We start from the raw sequence: 16,258 nt of genomic DNA, 5'->3' as shown, positions 1-16,258 counted from the left end.
AATTTAACAAAAATAATCAAGAATTGTCTCGACATTTCAGAGTAGAGTTGCCATACTTAAGGCGATGTTTGAGCGAGCATCGAATCAAGGAGGGAGCAATGAAACCCAGCATCTGGTTAGGATTTCTAGCAACAGTAGGACTCTGGGGCGGCTTTATTCCGCCACTTCTCGCCCAAACTCCCCCCACTCAGTCTATCCCTCAAGATTCCCGACTCACCGAAGCCGAAGCACTGAATCAGCAAGTGATTGAACTTTATCAAGCGGGGAAATATGAGGAAGCCATTCCCCTCGCTGAAAGAGTCTTAGCCCTTCGTCAGCAAGTCTTAGGAAGAGAACATCTTGATGTCGCACAAAGCCTCAACAACTTGGCCGCATTGTATAATTCTCAAGGGAGATACACGGAAGCTGAACCCCTCTACCTTCAAGCCTTGGAGATGTATAAACGCCTATTGGGACAAGAACATCCTGATGTAGCCATCAGCCTCAACAACTTGGCAGTATTGTACGAATCCCAAGGGAGATACACAGAAGCCGAACCCTTTTACATTCAAGCCTTGGAGATGAGAAAACGACTGTTAGGATTAGAACATCCTGATGTAGCCACTAGCCTCAACAACTTAGCAGTATTGTACGAATCCCAAGGGAGATACACAGAAGCCGAACCCTTTTACATTCAAGCCTTGGAGATGAGAAAACGACTGTTAGGGGCAGAGCATCCTGATGTAGCCATCAGCCTCAACAAGTTGGCAGTATTGTACTTTTTCCAAGGGAGATACACAGAAGCCGAACCCCTCTATATTCAAGCCTTAGAGATGAATCAACGCCTATTAGGAACAGAACATCCTGATGTAGCCACTAGCCTCAACAACTTGGCAGCATTGTACCGTTCCCAAGGGAGATACACAGAAGCCGAACCCCTCTATCTTCAAGCCTTGGAGATGAGGAAACGCTTATTAGGAGCAGAACATCCTGATGTAGCCACTGGCCTCAACAACTTAGCAGGATTGTACGAATTCCAAGGGAGATATGCAGAAGCCGAACCGTTGTATATTGAAGCCTTAAAGATGAATCAACGCCTATTAGGGACAGAACATCCTGATGTGGCCACTAGCCTCAACAACTTAGCAGGATTGTACCGTTCCCAAGGGAGATACACAGAAGCCGAACCCCTCCATATTCAAGCCTTAGAGATGAGGAAACGACTGTTAGGATTAGAACATCCTGATGTGGCCAGCAGCCTCAACAATTTAGCATTATTGTACCAATCCCAAGGGAGATACACAGAAGCCGAACCCCTCTATATTCAAGCCTTGGAGATGATGAAACGTCTGTTCGGAACAGAACATCCTGATATAGCCACTAGCCTTGACAATTTGGCAGGATTGTACTTTTCCCAAGGGAGATACACAGACGCTGAACCCTTTTACCTTCAAGCATTGGAGATGAAGAAACGATTGTTAGGAGAAGAACATCCTTCTGTAGCAACTAGCCTCAACAATTTGGCAGAATTGTACGAATCCCAAGGCAGATACACAGAAGCCGAACCGTTGTATATTGAAGCCTTAAAGATGAATCAACGCCTATTAGGGACAGAACATCCTGATGTAGCCACTAGCCTCAACAACTTAGCAGGATTGTACCACTCCCAAGGCAAATACACAGAAACTGAACCCCTGTATATTCAGGCTTTAGAAATATATCAACGTTTATTAGGACAAGAACATCCGAATGTAGCCAATAGTTTAAATAACTTAGCGGTATTGTACCAATCCCAAGGCGATGTCACTCGTGCGGTTAACTTCCTTCGCCAAGCATTAGAAGTTCAAGAACACAACCTTAACACGATCATTGTTACCGGGTCAGAATCCCAGAAACAAGATTATATGAACACCCTCTCTGGGACAACAGATAGAGCAATTTCCCTCCACCTCCAAAGCGCCCCCAATGACCCAGACGCCGCAAAACTTGCCCTCACCACCCTCCTCCGTCGTAAAGGACGCATCCTAGAAGCCGTTACCGATAACTTGCAAACCCTGCGCCAACACCTCACCCCAGCCAATCAACAACTCCTGGATAACCTCACGAACACCCGTTCCCAACTGGCCGCCCTCACCTTCAAACCTCCCGCAAACCTCCCCCCAGAACAATATCGCCAACAACTGACCCAACTCGAAACCCAAGCTAATGACCTAGAATCCCAACTCGCCCGCAACAGTGCAGAATTTCGCCTACAAACAGCACCCGTTACCATCGAAGCCATTCAAGCCCTGATTCCCCGTGATGCGGCTTTAATTGAACTGGTGGTTTATCGACCCTTTAACCCCAAAGCAGGGCGGGGAGAACGATGGGGAGAACCTCACTATGGGGCTTATCTGCTCCAATCCACCGGAAACCCCCGATGGGTAGACTTAGGATTAGCAAAACCCATTGATGCGCTCAGGGTGCGAGTCCACCGCGCCCTCACGACTCGCACTCGTTCCCCAGACGCTTCTGTTAAGCCTCTAGCGCGGGAGTTGGATAAAGTCCTGATGGAGCCGATTCGCGCTCAATTGGGCAATACTAAACAATTACTTATCTCCCCAGATGGACAATTAAACCTACTACCTTTTGCGGCTTTGGTGGATGAAAAGGGAGAGTATCTGGTTGAGAACTATTCCATTACCTACCTCACCACAGGACGGGATTTAATCCGTTTGCAATATACTCCACCCAGCCAAAACCCGCCCCTGATTCTGGCGAATCCTGATTATATCCAAGCCAATCCCTCACAAACAGTCGCCAGTCGGGGAGAGGCGAAACGTTCCATGGATTTAGCTCAATTGCGGGTGGATTCTCTTCCGGGTGCCGCTGAGGAGGGTCAGGTGTTGGCCACTTTACTCCGCGATGGGGTGATATTAACGGGCAATGGGGCGACGGAAAATGTGGTGAAACAAACTCCATCCCCCCGGATTCTCCACTTGGCGACTCATGGCTTTTTCTTGCCGGATATTGAACAATCCACACCGCCCACTAGACCAGTGCCATCGGGGCAATCTCTCTCTGCACTGGGCATTGTGGAGAATCCTCTGTTGCGTTCGGGTTTGGCGTTGGCGGGGTTTAATGAACGCCGTAGTGGGGGCGAGGATGGGGTTTTAACGGCGTTGGAGGTGGCGGGGTTGAATTTGTGGGGGACTCAGTTGGTGGTGCTGTCGGCTTGTGAGACGGGGATAGGTGAGGTGAAGAATGGGGAGGGGGTGTATGGATTGCGTCGGGCGCTGGTGATGGCGGGGTCCGAGAGTCAGGTGATGAGTTTGTGGAATGTGTCGGATGGGGGGACGAGGGATTTTATGGTGGAGTATTATGGGCGGATTGGGAGGGGTGAGGGACGAGGGGAGGCGCTGCGTCGGGTGCAGTTGGGGATGTTGGGGAGTGAGCGCTATGGGCATCCTTACTATTGGTCGGCGTTTATTCCGTCGGGGGATTGGCGAAAGATAGGAGAGTGAATCCTTGACGAAAATAACATGGGACGCGCAAGCCCTCGTCTTTCGAGCGAGGGGTAGGGTGACTCGCTGGTTTTACAGCAAGGTTGCGTTGAAAGCCCCATCCCCTCCTGGGTGGGGAGCTTCAATGGCTCATCAGCTTTGCTAATCAGTTTGAGGAAACAGGGAATAGACAAGAGGCAATAGTGATTAGGATTTGCTGCATAAGTCGGAGAGTTGGGAATAGGCACTTGTGGGAGTTTTGGATGATCTGTTCCCTGTTCCCCGTTGCTTTGTTGAGTCTAGCGTAGGGTCTGCTGAATATCCCTCTAAGCACTACTACTAGGGCTTTTAGCGGTTTAGGAGCGAGAAACTGCAAGGTTGTAGGGATAAATAATAAAAAAGGCTTGCCTTTTTTCGATTCCCCCTGTTCCCCGTTCCCTTGCTGAGTCTAGCGTAGGTGTTTTATTCAGCAGATTCTATGCAGGAGTGGGGAGTGCCAATCAATCTTTTAAGAAGTGAACTAAACCTTCTAACTCCAATTCCTCAATCATTTGCAAACCTCGGGGATCTCCCACTTTAAGCAACGCCGCCTTAGCATCTTCCTGCACCCCGAGATCAGAATCTTCAACTAAAGACTCTAACAGAGCATCAATAGCCGTCGCATAGACCACATTAGAGGGTAACTCCCGGCACAACTGCCCCAATGCCCAAGCGCAATTACTGCGCACAGCGGCTACAGAATCTTGACGGAGTGCCTCAATTAAAGGGGGAATTGCAGCGATCATTACCTCATAATCCAACTTAGCCATCTGGGCTAAGGCACTAGCTGCCCAGAGACGCACGGCAGAGATGTCCCTTTTTAAGCCTTGGGTGAGGGGAGTCAAGGTGCGACGATCTAAACAGTTGCCTAATGCCCAGACAATTCCTTTGCGGACATAACCATTCCAATCTTGGTAATACTGAGTAATTAAGGCCTCTACTGCATCGGGGCTGGGATTACGGCCTAAACCATAGGCGGCACTGACACGGACTAAGGGACAAATATCCGTTAAAGCTTCCATGAGGTGGGGAATCGCTCGTGAATCCTGAATCTGACTAAAGGCACGGGCGGCTACAATGCGTTGAGAGGTATCGTCAGAGGATAACAAGCGTAACATTTCCTCGGGATCTGGTGCCGCTTCTTCTTTGATTGCGTCAAGTTCATCAAGTGGACTATCTAAATCATCCTCCCAGTTCACTGGATTAAGGCCATCATCATTCATAGGAATCTGCAAAAAAATCACATTGCGTCACGTTGACCGGGCTGCTCCTCGCCCTTTCCTCTGGATTGGGGGAGGGGCAGATTTTGGCGGGCTATCATTCGGTCATGCCTCTTATTGTATCGGCTTTTGACGGCTTGTGAACTTCAAGGAAATAATCTCAAGGAAGAAAGCACTGGTGCTACAAAAACATTCGTAGCAGTCCCTGTTGTCCCACTAAAATTTCCCGCAGGAGGGAGATAATCGCCACCCATAAAATGGGAGAAATGTCAACTCCTCCTAGGGGGGGAACGATTTTGCGAGTGGGGGCTAAAAAGGGTTCTGTGGGTAGGACGACGACGTTAAAGGGAAAGCGGGTCGTTTCGGCTTGGGGATACCAAGTGAGGACGATACGGAAGATGAATAAGAAAACGAATAGACCTAAAAGGAGTCCAACTCCTAAGATTAGCCAATCTGACATAGTGTTTTGAGCCGGGTGGTGCTTTGAGCTTTTGGGGATGCGCTGTCGTCCTGTCCAAGTGCTACAAGACCAAGTTTCTGGACTATTGCACCACAATATCCCCATCAGTATGATGATGGACTGGAGAAGAAGTGTCAACCCCTATGAGGTGTGTTGCGAAACATTACAAAACAGGCGGCTAGGAGTAAAGGGGGGAACGCGATCGCCTTAAACTGTTTGGAGCAGATACTTTCACACAAACTTTTTAGATCAAAACCTTATGTTTCCTATCCAACGTCCTCGTCGTCTGCGGCAAACGGCTAATCTTCGCCGGATGGTGCAGGAAAATCTTCTCACAGTCAATGATTTAATTTACCCCCTATTTGCCGTCCCGGGGAGCAGTATTGCCAAGGAAGTGACTTCCATGCCCGGAGTTTATCAGTTGTCGGTGGATAAAATCGTGGAGGAAGCCAAGGAGGTCTATGATTTAGGCATTCCCAGCATTATTCTATTTGGTATTCCCGACAGCAAAGATGACGACGCAACGGGAGCCTGGCATGATTGCGGCATTGTCCAGAAGGCCGCCTCCGCGGTTAAGGAAGCGGTGCCGGATTTGGTGGTGATTGCAGATACTTGCCTTTGTGAATACACGAGTCATGGTCACTGTGGCTATTTAGAGGTGGGCGATTTGACGGGACGAGTGCTAAATGATCCGACGTTGGAATTGTTGAAGAAAACCGCCGTTTCCCAAGCTAAAGCAGGGGCGGATATTATTGCACCCTCGGGCATGATGGATGGTTTTGTGCAGGGGATTCGTCAAGGACTCGATGAGGCCGGATTCCAAGATACGCCTATTTTGTCCTATGCGGCGAAATATGCCTCAGCTTATTACGGGCCGTTCCGAGATGCGGCGGAGTCTGCTCCTCAATTTGGCGATCGCAGAACCTACCAAATGGACCCCGCCAATGGTCGCGAAGCCCTCAAGGAAGTAGAATTAGACATCGCTGAAGGGGCCGATATGTTAATGGTCAAACCGGCCTTAGCCTATATGGATATTATCTGGCGGGTTAAGGAAATCACCCAGTTACCTGTCGCCGCCTACAATGTGTCTGGGGAATATTCCATGGTCAAAGCAGCGGCCTTAAAGGGTTGGGTGGATGAACAGAAGATTGTCCTAGAAACCCTTACCGCCTTTAAACGGTCTGGGGCTGATTTAATCTTGACCTATCACGCCAAAGATGCAGCACGTTGGTTAAAGGATTAGAGAGCGCCGTGACATCCTCCCGACACCGACCCTAGGGGTACGGTGCGGGCTTCCCCATATCACTATGAGGCTTTCGGTGCTTCTACGGGAGGCTCTAGATGTCTTTTTATGGACATCCCCGTTCGCGTTCACTTCGTGACGCTTCGCGTTCGCGAAGCGTTGCGTAGCAAACGCAAAGCGTTGCGTAGCAATAACCTCTTCCTCTACAGGCAGCTTGACCCCCAGTCCAAGGGCTGCAAGTCCACGTTGCTCGACCAAGCCAACAGCATTGGAGTCAATGCAGGACTGGAATACCCTCTAGTCTGGGATTATTTTAACAAAAATGTTGCGGAATTCCCCTTCCTCGCTTGCAGGGAGGGGATGGACTTGACCACTAACTCCCAAAGCGAAAACCAAGCTAAAAAGGGCTGTGTTGCAAGAGAAAAATTGGGTCTTAGGCACTAGGACTTCTGCCTGGGGAGGGAAGATAAGACTCGCTATATTTCGGTATAGAAAGCACTTCCCATTGAATCAGGAAGCTCCATCCTCGCGCCTAGGCAGGGTGGGGTAGTTCACAAGTCGTCCTAGAAGGACGGGGCTTTAAGCCCAAAATTTTCGGGAAGGGTGGGCAGAAGAAGATCAGGCAAATTGACGCTCCCATCGCTAAAAGCGAGGGATTCTCAGTTCATCGACACGCCTTACAATTACCTATCTCTTGCGAGCATTACCTAAACCGTCTAACCGTTCGGCCCAACCAATTAGCAAGCCTAGTTTAGACAATCCCAGAGGGCTTTATCTCCCTGAGCGTACTAGGATAATTACCTAGAGTTAATGTGCGCCCCACATTACTAAAAACAATCTAATTCTTGAGTTTTCTGGATTTGGGCTTACGTTAGTTTCCCTAGCTATGTTTTTCGTGGTTTTCGCTACCCACTATTTGTATCCTTGTGCGACACTTTCGAGTTCAAGCTCCACCCCTATTTCAGGCTTACTGCAACACTCTGGGAATTCAAACCAATTCGATACTATGGGTTTTTAGTTTTATGGTCAAACATTGGTCGGCTTTTCATCTCATCGGTAAAACCGAGAGCCTTTGCTGCGCAACGTTTCACGAACAATCCGACATTTTAGGTAAAGCCGTGCTAGAAGGACAGGGTTTCTAACCATTGTGTTGATGATTTAGCTGTCCATTTTGCTTGTCAAAGCTGGGGGGGTGTGCTATATTAATAAGTCGCAAGGACGCATAGCTCAGTTGGTTAGAGTACTACGTTGACATCGTAGGGGTCACTGGTTCGAACCCAGTTGCGTCCATATCTTAGGGTCTGCTAAATATCCCTCTAAGCAGTGTTACTAGAACTTTTAGCCGTTTTAAGAGCGAGAAACTGTAAGGTTTTAGGGATAAATCATCAAAAAGGCTTGCCTTTTTCCGATTCCCCTTCCCGTTCCCTGTTTTCCACCCAGAGTAGAGTTATTCAGCAAGCCCTATCTTAGTAATAAAGGTTTGAGAGCGTCCTGTACAAACTCTGTATTGTCTACAAGAGCTATTATGTACAGGTTTTGTACAGAGAAGCAGCCCCCCTATTCTTGAAATTAACCCTTATGTTCCGCTAAATGGCTGGTTCTCTGGCTACTCCACACCTGGTCCACAAAAAAATCCCAAAAAACTTGTTATCATCAAGCAATCCCGATGCTGTGGGACAGTATCAGTCATCAACGGGATGGTGCATCCGACTGGGCATTTCAACCAGTCCTCACAACATTTCACCCTCCACTATAGCCATTTAGAGCAGAACATCTGCTCTGTTTTGCACAGCCATCCTTTGCCCTAGCCCAGAAACCTATGCCACTCACTCGCCACCTGACCCCTACAGTCTGTCTCCTCTCCACCCTTGCCCTGCTTACCGACCCATTCATCCCCGTCCACAGTCAAATTCTTCCCGAAGCCAACACCCACATCACCTCCGACGGACAACACCTCAACATCACCGGAGGCACCCTCTCGGGAGACGGTGGCAACCTCTTCCACAGTTTCCAAGAATTTAGCCTGCAAACCGGACAAACCGCCAACTTTTTCACCACCCCTGAAATCCAGAACATCCTCGGACGAGTCACCGGAGGCAATCCCTCCCTCATCAACGGTTTAATTCAAGTCATCGGAGGTTCATCTAACCTTTACCTCATGAATCCTGCCGGGATTATCTTTGGGCAAAATGCACAACTCAACATTCCTGGAGACTTTTTCGCTACCACAGCCACAGGCATCGGCTTCAATAATAACTGGTTTAATGTATGGGGAGAAAACGACTATCAAAACCTGATCGGAACACCCTCACAATTTGCCTTTGATTTAACTCAATCTGCCCCCATTTTCAACGCCGGAAATTTAGCCCTCACGGCCGGACAAAATTTAACCTTTTTGGCGGGAAATATTGTCAATACAGGGAGCATTCAAGCCGGAACTGTTACCCTTGCCGCCGTCCCCGGTAGCCATTTAATCCAAATCTCCCAACCCGGTCATTTATTACGCTTAGAAATTGCTCCCCCGCGAGATAGCCAAGGTCATATTATCCCGTTCTCATCCCTCGACTTACCCACCCTATTGACTACTCCTGCTGTTACCGAAATAACAGGCAATCTCCCCCCAACCTACCCCGGAGAAATTACCATTGGGGGAAAAATTCAAGGGGAAACGGTTAACTTATTTGCACAAGAAAAAGTCTATCCTCTCCCCGCTTCCAGCCCTTGGATATTAACCGGAGATGGCACAGAAAGTGCCCCCACTGTGACAATTTTTCCTCGAACCCCTCAAGACCTCAAAATTTTTACATTTATTGATGCCACAGTCAAAGATTATGAGCAGTTTCTCTATGGTGGCATTTCTGGAACGACCCATATTGTGGTTACTCCCAGAGAATCAGGTATCCGCAAGATTACCGATAGTTTAACCGGGATTACAGGGATTAATTCCTTACAAATTATTTCGGAAGGAAACGAGGGTAATTTTTGGTTAGGCAAAGACTTTATAAGTGCTGAAAATATCGGACAATATCAAGAACAGATGCAGCAATGGGGTCAATCTTTAGCCATTGGTGCGGATATTTTATTATGGAGTTGTTACACCGCATTAGGCACTCAGGGGGATATCTTATTAGCCAATATTGCCAACGCAACGGGGGCAAATATAGCGGGTTCTACTACCCTGACGGGTCGGGCTGAATTAGGGGGGGATTGGGTGTTAGAAAAACAGCTAGGAGAAATTAATTCAACCCTCGGCATAGATGCTCGGGTTTTAGAGAATTATCAAAATACGTTTTTACTTTACACGGTAACTAATAATAATGATAGTGGTCTAGGGTCATTAAGGGAGCAAATTATTACGGCGAATGGAACCACCGTAGCCGATGAAATTCGCTTTGCTCAGAGTTTTACAATTTTATTAAATTCCGAGTTAACGATTGCCTCTAATGGTGGAGCTTTAACCATTAATGGGGGGGCAAATCAAATTATTTTAGATGGTCAAAATAACACTAGGGTTTTAAGAATTCAGGGAACTGGAGGGAGTCCTAATGTTACGTTAGAGAATTTGACGATTCGTAATGGCAACGGTATGACTGGCCCGGGGGGGGGAATTTTAGATCAAAGTCCCGGTACACTGACTATTAATAATAGTGTCATTACAAACAATGTTAGTGGATTAAATTATGGGGGGGGTGGAATTAGCAGCATAGGAAATGCGATTATCACCAATAGCACCATTGCCAATAATACCGCCCTAGGCAATGCTGGGGGGGGGATTAACATGGGCGGCACTTTAACGATTACGAATAGCACCATTTCTAATAATACGTCAACCAATAGCAGTGGTGGGGGTGTGCATATTGGGGGAACTGTTACTGTTAATAACAGCACATTTTCTAATAATGTAGCTGATTTTGATGGCGGGGGAATTGCGGCAACTACGGCGACGATTAATGGTAGCACTATATCACAAAATAGAAGTCTTTCTAATGGAGGAGGTGGGGTCAGTGCTGTTAATATTGCTGTTAATAATACTACTATTTCTAATAATACTGCTGCTTTGATGGGGGGTGGGATTTCTGGAATAACGCCAACGAGCAACATTACTATTAATAATAGTACAATCTCGGGCAATTCTGCGGCTGTTCGTGGTGGTGGTGTTCATAGTGCAAATAATTTAACGATTACGAATAGTACCATTTCTGGCAACTCCGCGAATTTCTTTGGCGGAGGTATTTTAAGTTTGGGAGATATGAGCATTAATTTCTCTACTATTACAAATAATTTGGCGGATGCTAGTAATAGCGGAACGGGAGATGGTGGGGGTATTTATAATAATGATAGCACAAGAGCTTTAACAATTCGCAATAGTATTATTGCGGGGAATTTTGATAGTCCGGGCAATTCAGGTACTGGCTCAATTCATCCTGATTTTGGGGGTAATTTTGGCGCAAATCTAGTTTTTGAGTATAATTTAATTGGCAATACAAACGGGTTAACCGGGGTTACTTTATCGAATACCAATATCTTAAATCAAGATCCCAAATTAGCCCCTTTGGGAAACTATGGGGGGGCGACTCAAACTCATGCACTTTTACCCGGAAGTCCTGCCATTAATGCTGGGGTTAACGTTGGGGGAGTTACAACGGATCAACGGGGACAACAGAGGGGAATTCCTGATTTAGGATCGTTTGAAGTAAATGCGGCGTTAAGTTTAACCACTACTCCCCCCCAAGTGACTGGAAATATTGTTTCAACAACGATTATTTTAAGGAATTTGGGGCCGGATGCCATTGGGAATATTATTCAAACTATTGCCTTACAAAATTTTGCCAGTTTATTGGATTTTACTCCTTCTTACGGCAGCTATGACCCCCTGACGGGGATTTGGCAAATTCCCCAATTAGATGGCAATTTTGACCTGTTACCTCAAGGAAATGAGGTGACATTAACGCTGAGGTTTTTGTTACCGACACCGCCCCCTAATTCTGCACCGATTCCCGATCAGATTGTTCTATTTACGGCAGAGCCTCCTACTTTTGAAGGGAATCAATTAAATCAGAATGATCCGATAGTGCGAGAGTTTGTTCTATCTTTGCGTCCTTGGCGGGAACAGTGGAGTGATGTTGGATCATTCGGCCATGAGGAGAAGAGAATTGAGGGCATAGATAGGGTTCAAAGTTTAGATGAAGGGGTGGCATCGGAGTTTAAAACTCACTTTAATGTGCCGGATGATGAGTCTGAAATGGTCACGTTAGATCAAGCCCAATCTAAGCTAAAAGAAATTGAAGAAATTACGGGAATTCGTCCGGCTTTAATTTATGCGTTCTTTCGACCTGTTACGGTTCAAAGTAGCGATGCAGCATTGTCAGAGGGCAGTATTTTATGGCAGTTTACGGAAACTGGATTTAATACGAATCGGGAGCAGTTTATTAGTGTTTCGGAAGCGGAAAGTCCGATGGATTCGTTAGAGTTGGTGTTAGTGACTCAGACGGGGGATGTTTTGCGTTATTCTGTGCCGGAAGCCACGCGAGGACGGGTGATGGAGCAGGTGGAAGCGCTGAATCGGACGGTTAAAACGGTGAGTCGCCGCGATCGCTATCTGAATTCAGCGCAACAACTCCATGCTTGGTTAATTGCACCCCTAGCCAAGGATTTACAACGTTTGGGGATTGCGAATCTTTCCTTTATTATGGACAGTGGTCTAAGAACGTTTCCTTTGGCGGTACTCCATGATGGGGAGAGGTTTTTAATTGAGCGCTATAGTTTGGGTCAAATGCCTAGCCTAGCGCTGACGAATACGGACTATCAGGATTTGCGCAGTTTTGATGTGTTAGCGATGGGGGCGGATCGTTTTGAACGGTTGCCTAGTTTACCGGGTGTGTCGGTGGAACTGTCGTTAATTAGTGAGGAGATTTGGCGAGGAACTACGCTATTAAATGAAGCATTTACCCTGGAAAATTTACAAGCCAATCGTTCTCGGGGAATGTATCCTTTAATTCATTTAGCCACTCATGCGGAGTTCAATCCCGGCAGTTTAAAGGAGTCGTTTATTCAGTTTTGGGATGAGGCTTTAACTTTGGATCGTTGGCGAGAGTTAACGTTATATGAACCTCCGGTGGAGTTGTTAATTTTAAGTGCTTGTCGGACGGGTTTGGGGGATAAATCGGTAGAGTTGGGTTTTGCGGGGATTACGGTAGCTTCTGGGGTTAAATCAGCAATTGGCAGTTTGTGGTATGTGAGTGATTTGGGAACATTGGGATTGATGACGATGTTGTATGAACAGTTACATCATGCTCCGATTAAGGCGGATGCGCTACGACAGGCACAAATCGCGATGATGCGGGGGAGAGTGCGCACGGAGGGGGGAAACTTGGTGATTGGGGAGGAGCGCTTTCCGTTGCCTCCGGGATTGGAGAATGTCGGCGATCGCATTTTTGATCATCCCTACTACTGGAGTGGCTTTACCCTGATTGGCAATCCTTGGTAAACTGTGGGGCATTTACATCATGGGTAATGACTCAATGTCTCCCTTATTGCAAGTCTCGAATTTAGAAACGCGCTTTTATACTCGTGGGGGTGTCGTTCAAGCGGTGAATGACATCTCATTCACGGTCAATAAAGGGGAGACGCTGGGGATTGTGGGGGAGTCAGGATCGGGTAAAAGTATCTCAATGTTGTCCATGCTGCGCTTGATTCCCTCTCCTCCGGGGAAGGTGACGGGGGGCCAGGTGTGGTTTGAAGGACGGGATCTCTTGCAGTTGACGGATCGGCAAATGCGAGGGGTGCGGGGGAATGAAATCTCAATGATTTTTCAAGATCCTATGACTTCCCTCAATCCCGTGTTGCGGGTGGAACGACAACTGACGGAGGGAATGCGGCGACATTTGGGGGTTAATGAGGAGGAAGCACGGGAGAGGGCGATCGCACTTTTAACGCAAGTGGGGATTGCCGGAGCGCGAGAACGAATCCGCTACTACCCCCATCAGTTCTCCGGGGGGATGCGACAACGGGTGATGATTGCAATGGGGTTAGCTTGTCACCCCAAGTTACTCATCGCCGACGAACCCACCACCGCCCTTGATGTGACGATACAAGCACAGATTGTCGAATTAGTCAAGCAATTAAAGCAGGATCTAGAGATGGCGGTGATTTGGATTACCCACGATTTATCGCTCTTGGCGGGATTAGCGGATCGGATTATGGTCATGTATGCAGGGCAAATTGTGGAAATTGCGCCCTTGCGTCGTCTCTATCAAAACCCCCAACATCCCTACACAAGGGGATTATTAGCCAGTATTCCCCGCTTAGATGACCCGAAAGATCCCGAAAATCCCCAGCCGTTGTCAACGATTGAAGGTTTACCCCCAGATTTAACTGATTATCCCCCGGGCTGTCCTTTTGCGCCCCGTTGTCAGTTTGCCCTTCCTCAATGCCAACAAGAAAATCCTACATTACGAACCGTCGAGGAGGAGCATCAAGTAGCCTGTTGGGTAGAGTTTTAATTCATCATTTAGCCTTGATCATCTCTGGTCAACACAAAAATACTGCCCTCATTGCCCCGTCCAATCCTTAAGTTTTCGTCTAAATAAGTAATATCTAACCAGCCTTGACGGTCGCGATTTTCAATGGAAAGATCCGTTGGGAAAAAGCGTTTTCCAGCTTCCAACTGCTTAATAAAATCCTGAGAAGATTTGTAACTCACTAAACGTTGTAATCCCACGACTAAGCGTTCAAATTTCACATTAACCCGTCGTTCAGAAATGGGTTCAAACAGCGCGGACACACAAATAAACCCCTCTAAAAAAGGTACGCCAACCACCTCCGCTATGTTGTAAATGCGCTTAGTTTCCGTGCGGATACATTGGTGAATTTGCCCCAACTGAAACAAGGGAAACCGATCCAATCCTAAAAGCTCCTTGCTGGTGGTGTAGAGGAGTCGCCAGTTGCCATCTAATAAGGAAGTGGCTTCGAGGGGTTTGGGGGTGGGGTTTAAGTCTTCTAATTCTGCGATCGCCCCCAGAATTTCCACTTTATCCAATTCCCGAGCCAGCAGACCGCGATTTTTCCCGGCGATCGCGCTTAAAAGTTTAGCTTTCTGGGTCATCTCCCTACATTCCGATTTGAAACAGTCCATCTTTGAACTTACCATTTAACTCCCCGGATGGGGTAAACTCGGAAAGGATAAATTGTAAACAACAACTGGCACAGCACGGAATTTAAGCCCATGCAAAACCCCGCATTACGCCAAGAACCCCGCTACGAACCCGCTTCTGTGATCCCCCTCAAGCGCGATGGTTCTCTCTTGGATTGGTTGGAAAAAGAAGGTCGTCTGTTACCTCGGGAACCCCTAGAGGATGTTTTTGAGGAAGAAGACAGCGATGAGGAAATTGCAGAATTGATGGATGTCGATGATCGGGACTTCGACGACGATGATGATGATTTGATTGATCTCGACGAGTAATTTTTTGCTGAAGTTTGCCCGTTGGCTGGTATAACAAAGGCTAAGAGATCAAGTGGGTGAGTGAGTTGTGGAAGCTAAATTATTATCGCGCAAGATTCTAACCAAGCCTTCAGGGCAACAGTTACTAGGGTTATTAGCCCTCGTCTTAACGGGGTTTGTTCTGCTCTGTGATGGCGTTTTAGGACTGTTAACCCATCAAACCATCGGATTAACCCTGCCTTTTGCCCTCAGTGCGATCGCCAGCGCCAGTCTAGGATTTTGGGTGATCCCCCTCCTGAGAAAACTAAAAGCCGCCCAAGTGTTCCAAGAAGATGGCCCCCAAAGCCATTTGAAAAAGGTGGGAACCCCGACGATGGGCGGTATTTTCTTTGTTCCTGTGGCCGTTGCGATCGCCCTCATTTTCTCCGGGTTTAGTGCCAATGTCCTCGCCGTTTCCCTGATTACCCTATTTTACGGCTTAGTAGGCTGGTTAGACGACTGGCAAATTCTCCGCCTCAAGTCCAATAAAGGCATCTCACCCCGGGCAAAACTGCTCTTTCAATTTGCCGGAGCCATCGTCTTTTGTCTCTGGATGACCTTCACCCAACCCAACAGTATAACCACCGTTGCCTTACCCTTTGGGGTAGCCATTCCCTTTGGCATTTTCTTCTGGTTTTTAGCCGTGTTCGTCTTTGCCGCCGAAAGTAACGCCACCAATATTACAGACGGAGTAGACGGACTCGCTGGGGGAACAGGTGCGATCGCCCTCCTCGGACTCGCCGCCCTTATTGCCCCCAATTCCCCCGATTTAGCCATCTTCTGCGCCTCCCTGAGTGGGGGTTGTCTGGGGTTTGTGTTCCACAACCGCAACCCCGCTAAAGTCTTCATGGGCGACACCGGATCCCTAGCCCTAGGGGGTGCCTTAGCCGCCGTTGGACTCCTTTCCCAGCATCTTTGGGGCTTATTCCTCCTCAGTGGCTTATTTTTCGTCGAATCCCTCTCCGTCTTAGCTCAAGTGGGGTATTACAAAGCCACCAAAGGCCCCGATGGTGTAGGGAAGCGCCTCTTTAAAATGGCTCCCCTTCACCACCATTTAGAAATCACAGGCTGGCAGGAAACCCAAATTGTCGGAGCCTTCTATGTCCTGAGTTGTTGTCTCGTCTTACTGACGCTTATCCTGCGTTAATCCATGCTCAAGACAGATCTAGCCGTTCCTCTACTGGTGAACTAGAACGTCTCTAGTTTGAGGGAACGGGGAACGGGGGAGGGGAGCAGGGGAGAATTGATAATTATTCCCTATTCCCGACTCCCGTGATTTAGCTTCCCCTGTACGGCCCTCGTCCCGGGCTGATTTTTGACCCCCATTGAAACGAGAACCTCCCCCACCGTGATCAA

At 47.8% G+C, this 16,258-nt stretch carries 10 protein-coding genes and 1 tRNA gene; 8 read left to right on the top strand and 3 right to left on the bottom strand.

The genetic code is table 11. The annotated features are described in order from the left end of the window. The first annotated feature begins 98 nt into the window (after nucleotides 1-98). Nucleotides 99-3,482: a CHAT domain-containing protein gene (locus SPI9445_RS0117120; RefSeq protein WP_017305997.1), complete on the top strand. Its 3,384-nt coding sequence runs from the start codon at nucleotides 99-101 to the stop codon at nucleotides 3,480-3,482. A gap of 479 nt (nucleotides 3,483-3,961) precedes the next feature. Here SPI9445_RS0117120 and SPI9445_RS0117115 read toward each other — a convergent pair whose 3' ends face one another. After that, entirely contained in the window at nucleotides 3,962-4,723 is a 762-nt protein-coding gene (locus SPI9445_RS0117115) for a HEAT repeat domain-containing protein (protein ID WP_026079885.1), read from the bottom strand. A 178-nt stretch (nucleotides 4,724-4,901) separates the two neighbouring features. Beyond that, the gene (locus SPI9445_RS0117110; protein ID WP_017305995.1) at nucleotides 4,902-5,180 is read right to left on the bottom strand and encodes a YggT family protein; all 279 of its coding nucleotides are present in this window, start codon (nucleotides 5,178-5,180) and stop codon (nucleotides 4,902-4,904) included. A gap of 259 nt (nucleotides 5,181-5,439) precedes the next feature. On the opposite strand from SPI9445_RS0117110, the gene hemB reads away from it, so the two are divergent. The 5 genes from hemB to SPI9445_RS0117085 all read left to right on the top strand — a co-directional run bounded on the left by hemB (nucleotide 5,440) and on the right by SPI9445_RS0117085 (nucleotide 13,925). Beyond that, nucleotides 5,440-6,423, top strand: a complete 984-nt coding sequence (gene hemB, locus SPI9445_RS0117105) for a porphobilinogen synthase (protein ID WP_017305994.1) — start codon at nucleotides 5,440-5,442, stop codon at nucleotides 6,421-6,423. Between the two features lie 108 nt (nucleotides 6,424-6,531). Next, a complete protein-coding gene (locus tag SPI9445_RS30925; RefSeq protein WP_017305993.1) occupies nucleotides 6,532-6,867 on the top strand; it encodes a hypothetical protein in 336 nt (111 codons plus the stop codon). Between the two features lie 772 nt (nucleotides 6,868-7,639). Continuing rightward, nucleotides 7,640-7,713: transfer RNA gene (locus SPI9445_RS0117095), tRNA-Val, on the top strand. A gap of 529 nt (nucleotides 7,714-8,242) precedes the next feature. Then, nucleotides 8,243-12,910: a CHAT domain-containing protein gene (locus SPI9445_RS27745; RefSeq protein WP_017305992.1), complete on the top strand. Its 4,668-nt coding sequence runs from the start codon at nucleotides 8,243-8,245 to the stop codon at nucleotides 12,908-12,910. A 34-nt stretch (nucleotides 12,911-12,944) separates the two neighbouring features. Continuing rightward, nucleotides 12,945-13,925 carry an ABC transporter ATP-binding protein gene (locus tag SPI9445_RS0117085; RefSeq protein ID WP_017305991.1) on the top strand — a complete coding sequence of 327 codons (981 nt, stop codon included), beginning with the start codon at nucleotides 12,945-12,947 and terminating at the stop codon, nucleotides 13,923-13,925. Between the two features lie 8 nt (nucleotides 13,926-13,933). On the opposite strand, the gene SPI9445_RS0117080 is transcribed toward SPI9445_RS0117085, so the two are convergent. Continuing rightward, nucleotides 13,934-14,527, bottom strand: coding sequence for a PAP/fibrillin family protein (locus SPI9445_RS0117080; protein WP_017305990.1), 594 nt, complete (start codon nucleotides 14,525-14,527; stop codon nucleotides 13,934-13,936). Nucleotides 14,528-14,647: 120 nt separating this feature from the next. Between SPI9445_RS0117080 and SPI9445_RS0117075 the strand changes: the two genes are divergently transcribed. Both SPI9445_RS0117075 and mraY read left to right on the top strand, forming a co-directional pair. Then, nucleotides 14,648-14,884 carry a DUF3134 domain-containing protein gene (locus tag SPI9445_RS0117075; protein ID WP_017305989.1) on the top strand — a complete coding sequence of 79 codons (237 nt, stop codon included), beginning with the start codon at nucleotides 14,648-14,650 and terminating at the stop codon, nucleotides 14,882-14,884. 67 nt (nucleotides 14,885-14,951) lie between these two features. Continuing rightward, on the top strand, nucleotides 14,952-16,049 hold the full coding sequence (mraY, locus tag SPI9445_RS0117070; RefSeq protein WP_017305988.1) for a phospho-N-acetylmuramoyl-pentapeptide-transferase: 1,098 nt from the start codon (nucleotides 14,952-14,954) through the stop codon (nucleotides 16,047-16,049). Nucleotides 16,050-16,258: the final 209 nt, after the last annotated feature.

Origin of the sequence: Spirulina subsalsa PCC 9445, assembly GCF_000314005.1 — a bacterium.
Classification (GTDB): domain Bacteria; phylum Cyanobacteriota; class Cyanobacteriia; order Cyanobacteriales; family Spirulinaceae; genus Spirulina_A; species Spirulina_A subsalsa.
The sequence above is the reverse complement of the archived record's forward strand: the minus strand, read 5'-3'. Positions and strand labels throughout refer to the sequence as shown.

Excerpts from the sequence above, each read along its gene's own strand:
- SPI9445_RS0117110 (WP_017305995.1), bottom strand. The coding sequence starts at position 5,180 with ATGTCAGATTGGCTAATCTTAGGAGTTGGACTCCTTTTAGGTCTATTC.
- SPI9445_RS0117120 (WP_017305997.1), top strand. The coding sequence starts at position 99 with ATGAAACCCAGCATCTGGTTAGGATTTCTAGCAACAGTAGGACTCTGG.
- SPI9445_RS27745 (WP_017305992.1), top strand. The coding sequence starts at position 8,243 with ATGCCACTCACTCGCCACCTGACCCCTACAGTCTGTCTCCTCTCCACC.
- SPI9445_RS30925 (WP_017305993.1), top strand. The coding sequence starts at position 6,532 with ATGGACATCCCCGTTCGCGTTCACTTCGTGACGCTTCGCGTTCGCGAA.
- SPI9445_RS0117085 (WP_017305991.1), top strand. The coding sequence starts at position 12,945 with ATGTCTCCCTTATTGCAAGTCTCGAATTTAGAAACGCGCTTTTATACT.
- SPI9445_RS0117080 (WP_017305990.1), bottom strand. The coding sequence starts at position 14,527 with ATGACCCAGAAAGCTAAACTTTTAAGCGCGATCGCCGGGAAAAATCGC.
- SPI9445_RS0117075 (WP_017305989.1), top strand. The coding sequence starts at position 14,648 with ATGCAAAACCCCGCATTACGCCAAGAACCCCGCTACGAACCCGCTTCT.
- hemB (WP_017305994.1), top strand. The coding sequence starts at position 5,440 with ATGTTTCCTATCCAACGTCCTCGTCGTCTGCGGCAAACGGCTAATCTT.
- SPI9445_RS0117115 (WP_026079885.1), bottom strand. The coding sequence starts at position 4,723 with ATGAATGATGATGGCCTTAATCCAGTGAACTGGGAGGATGATTTAGAT.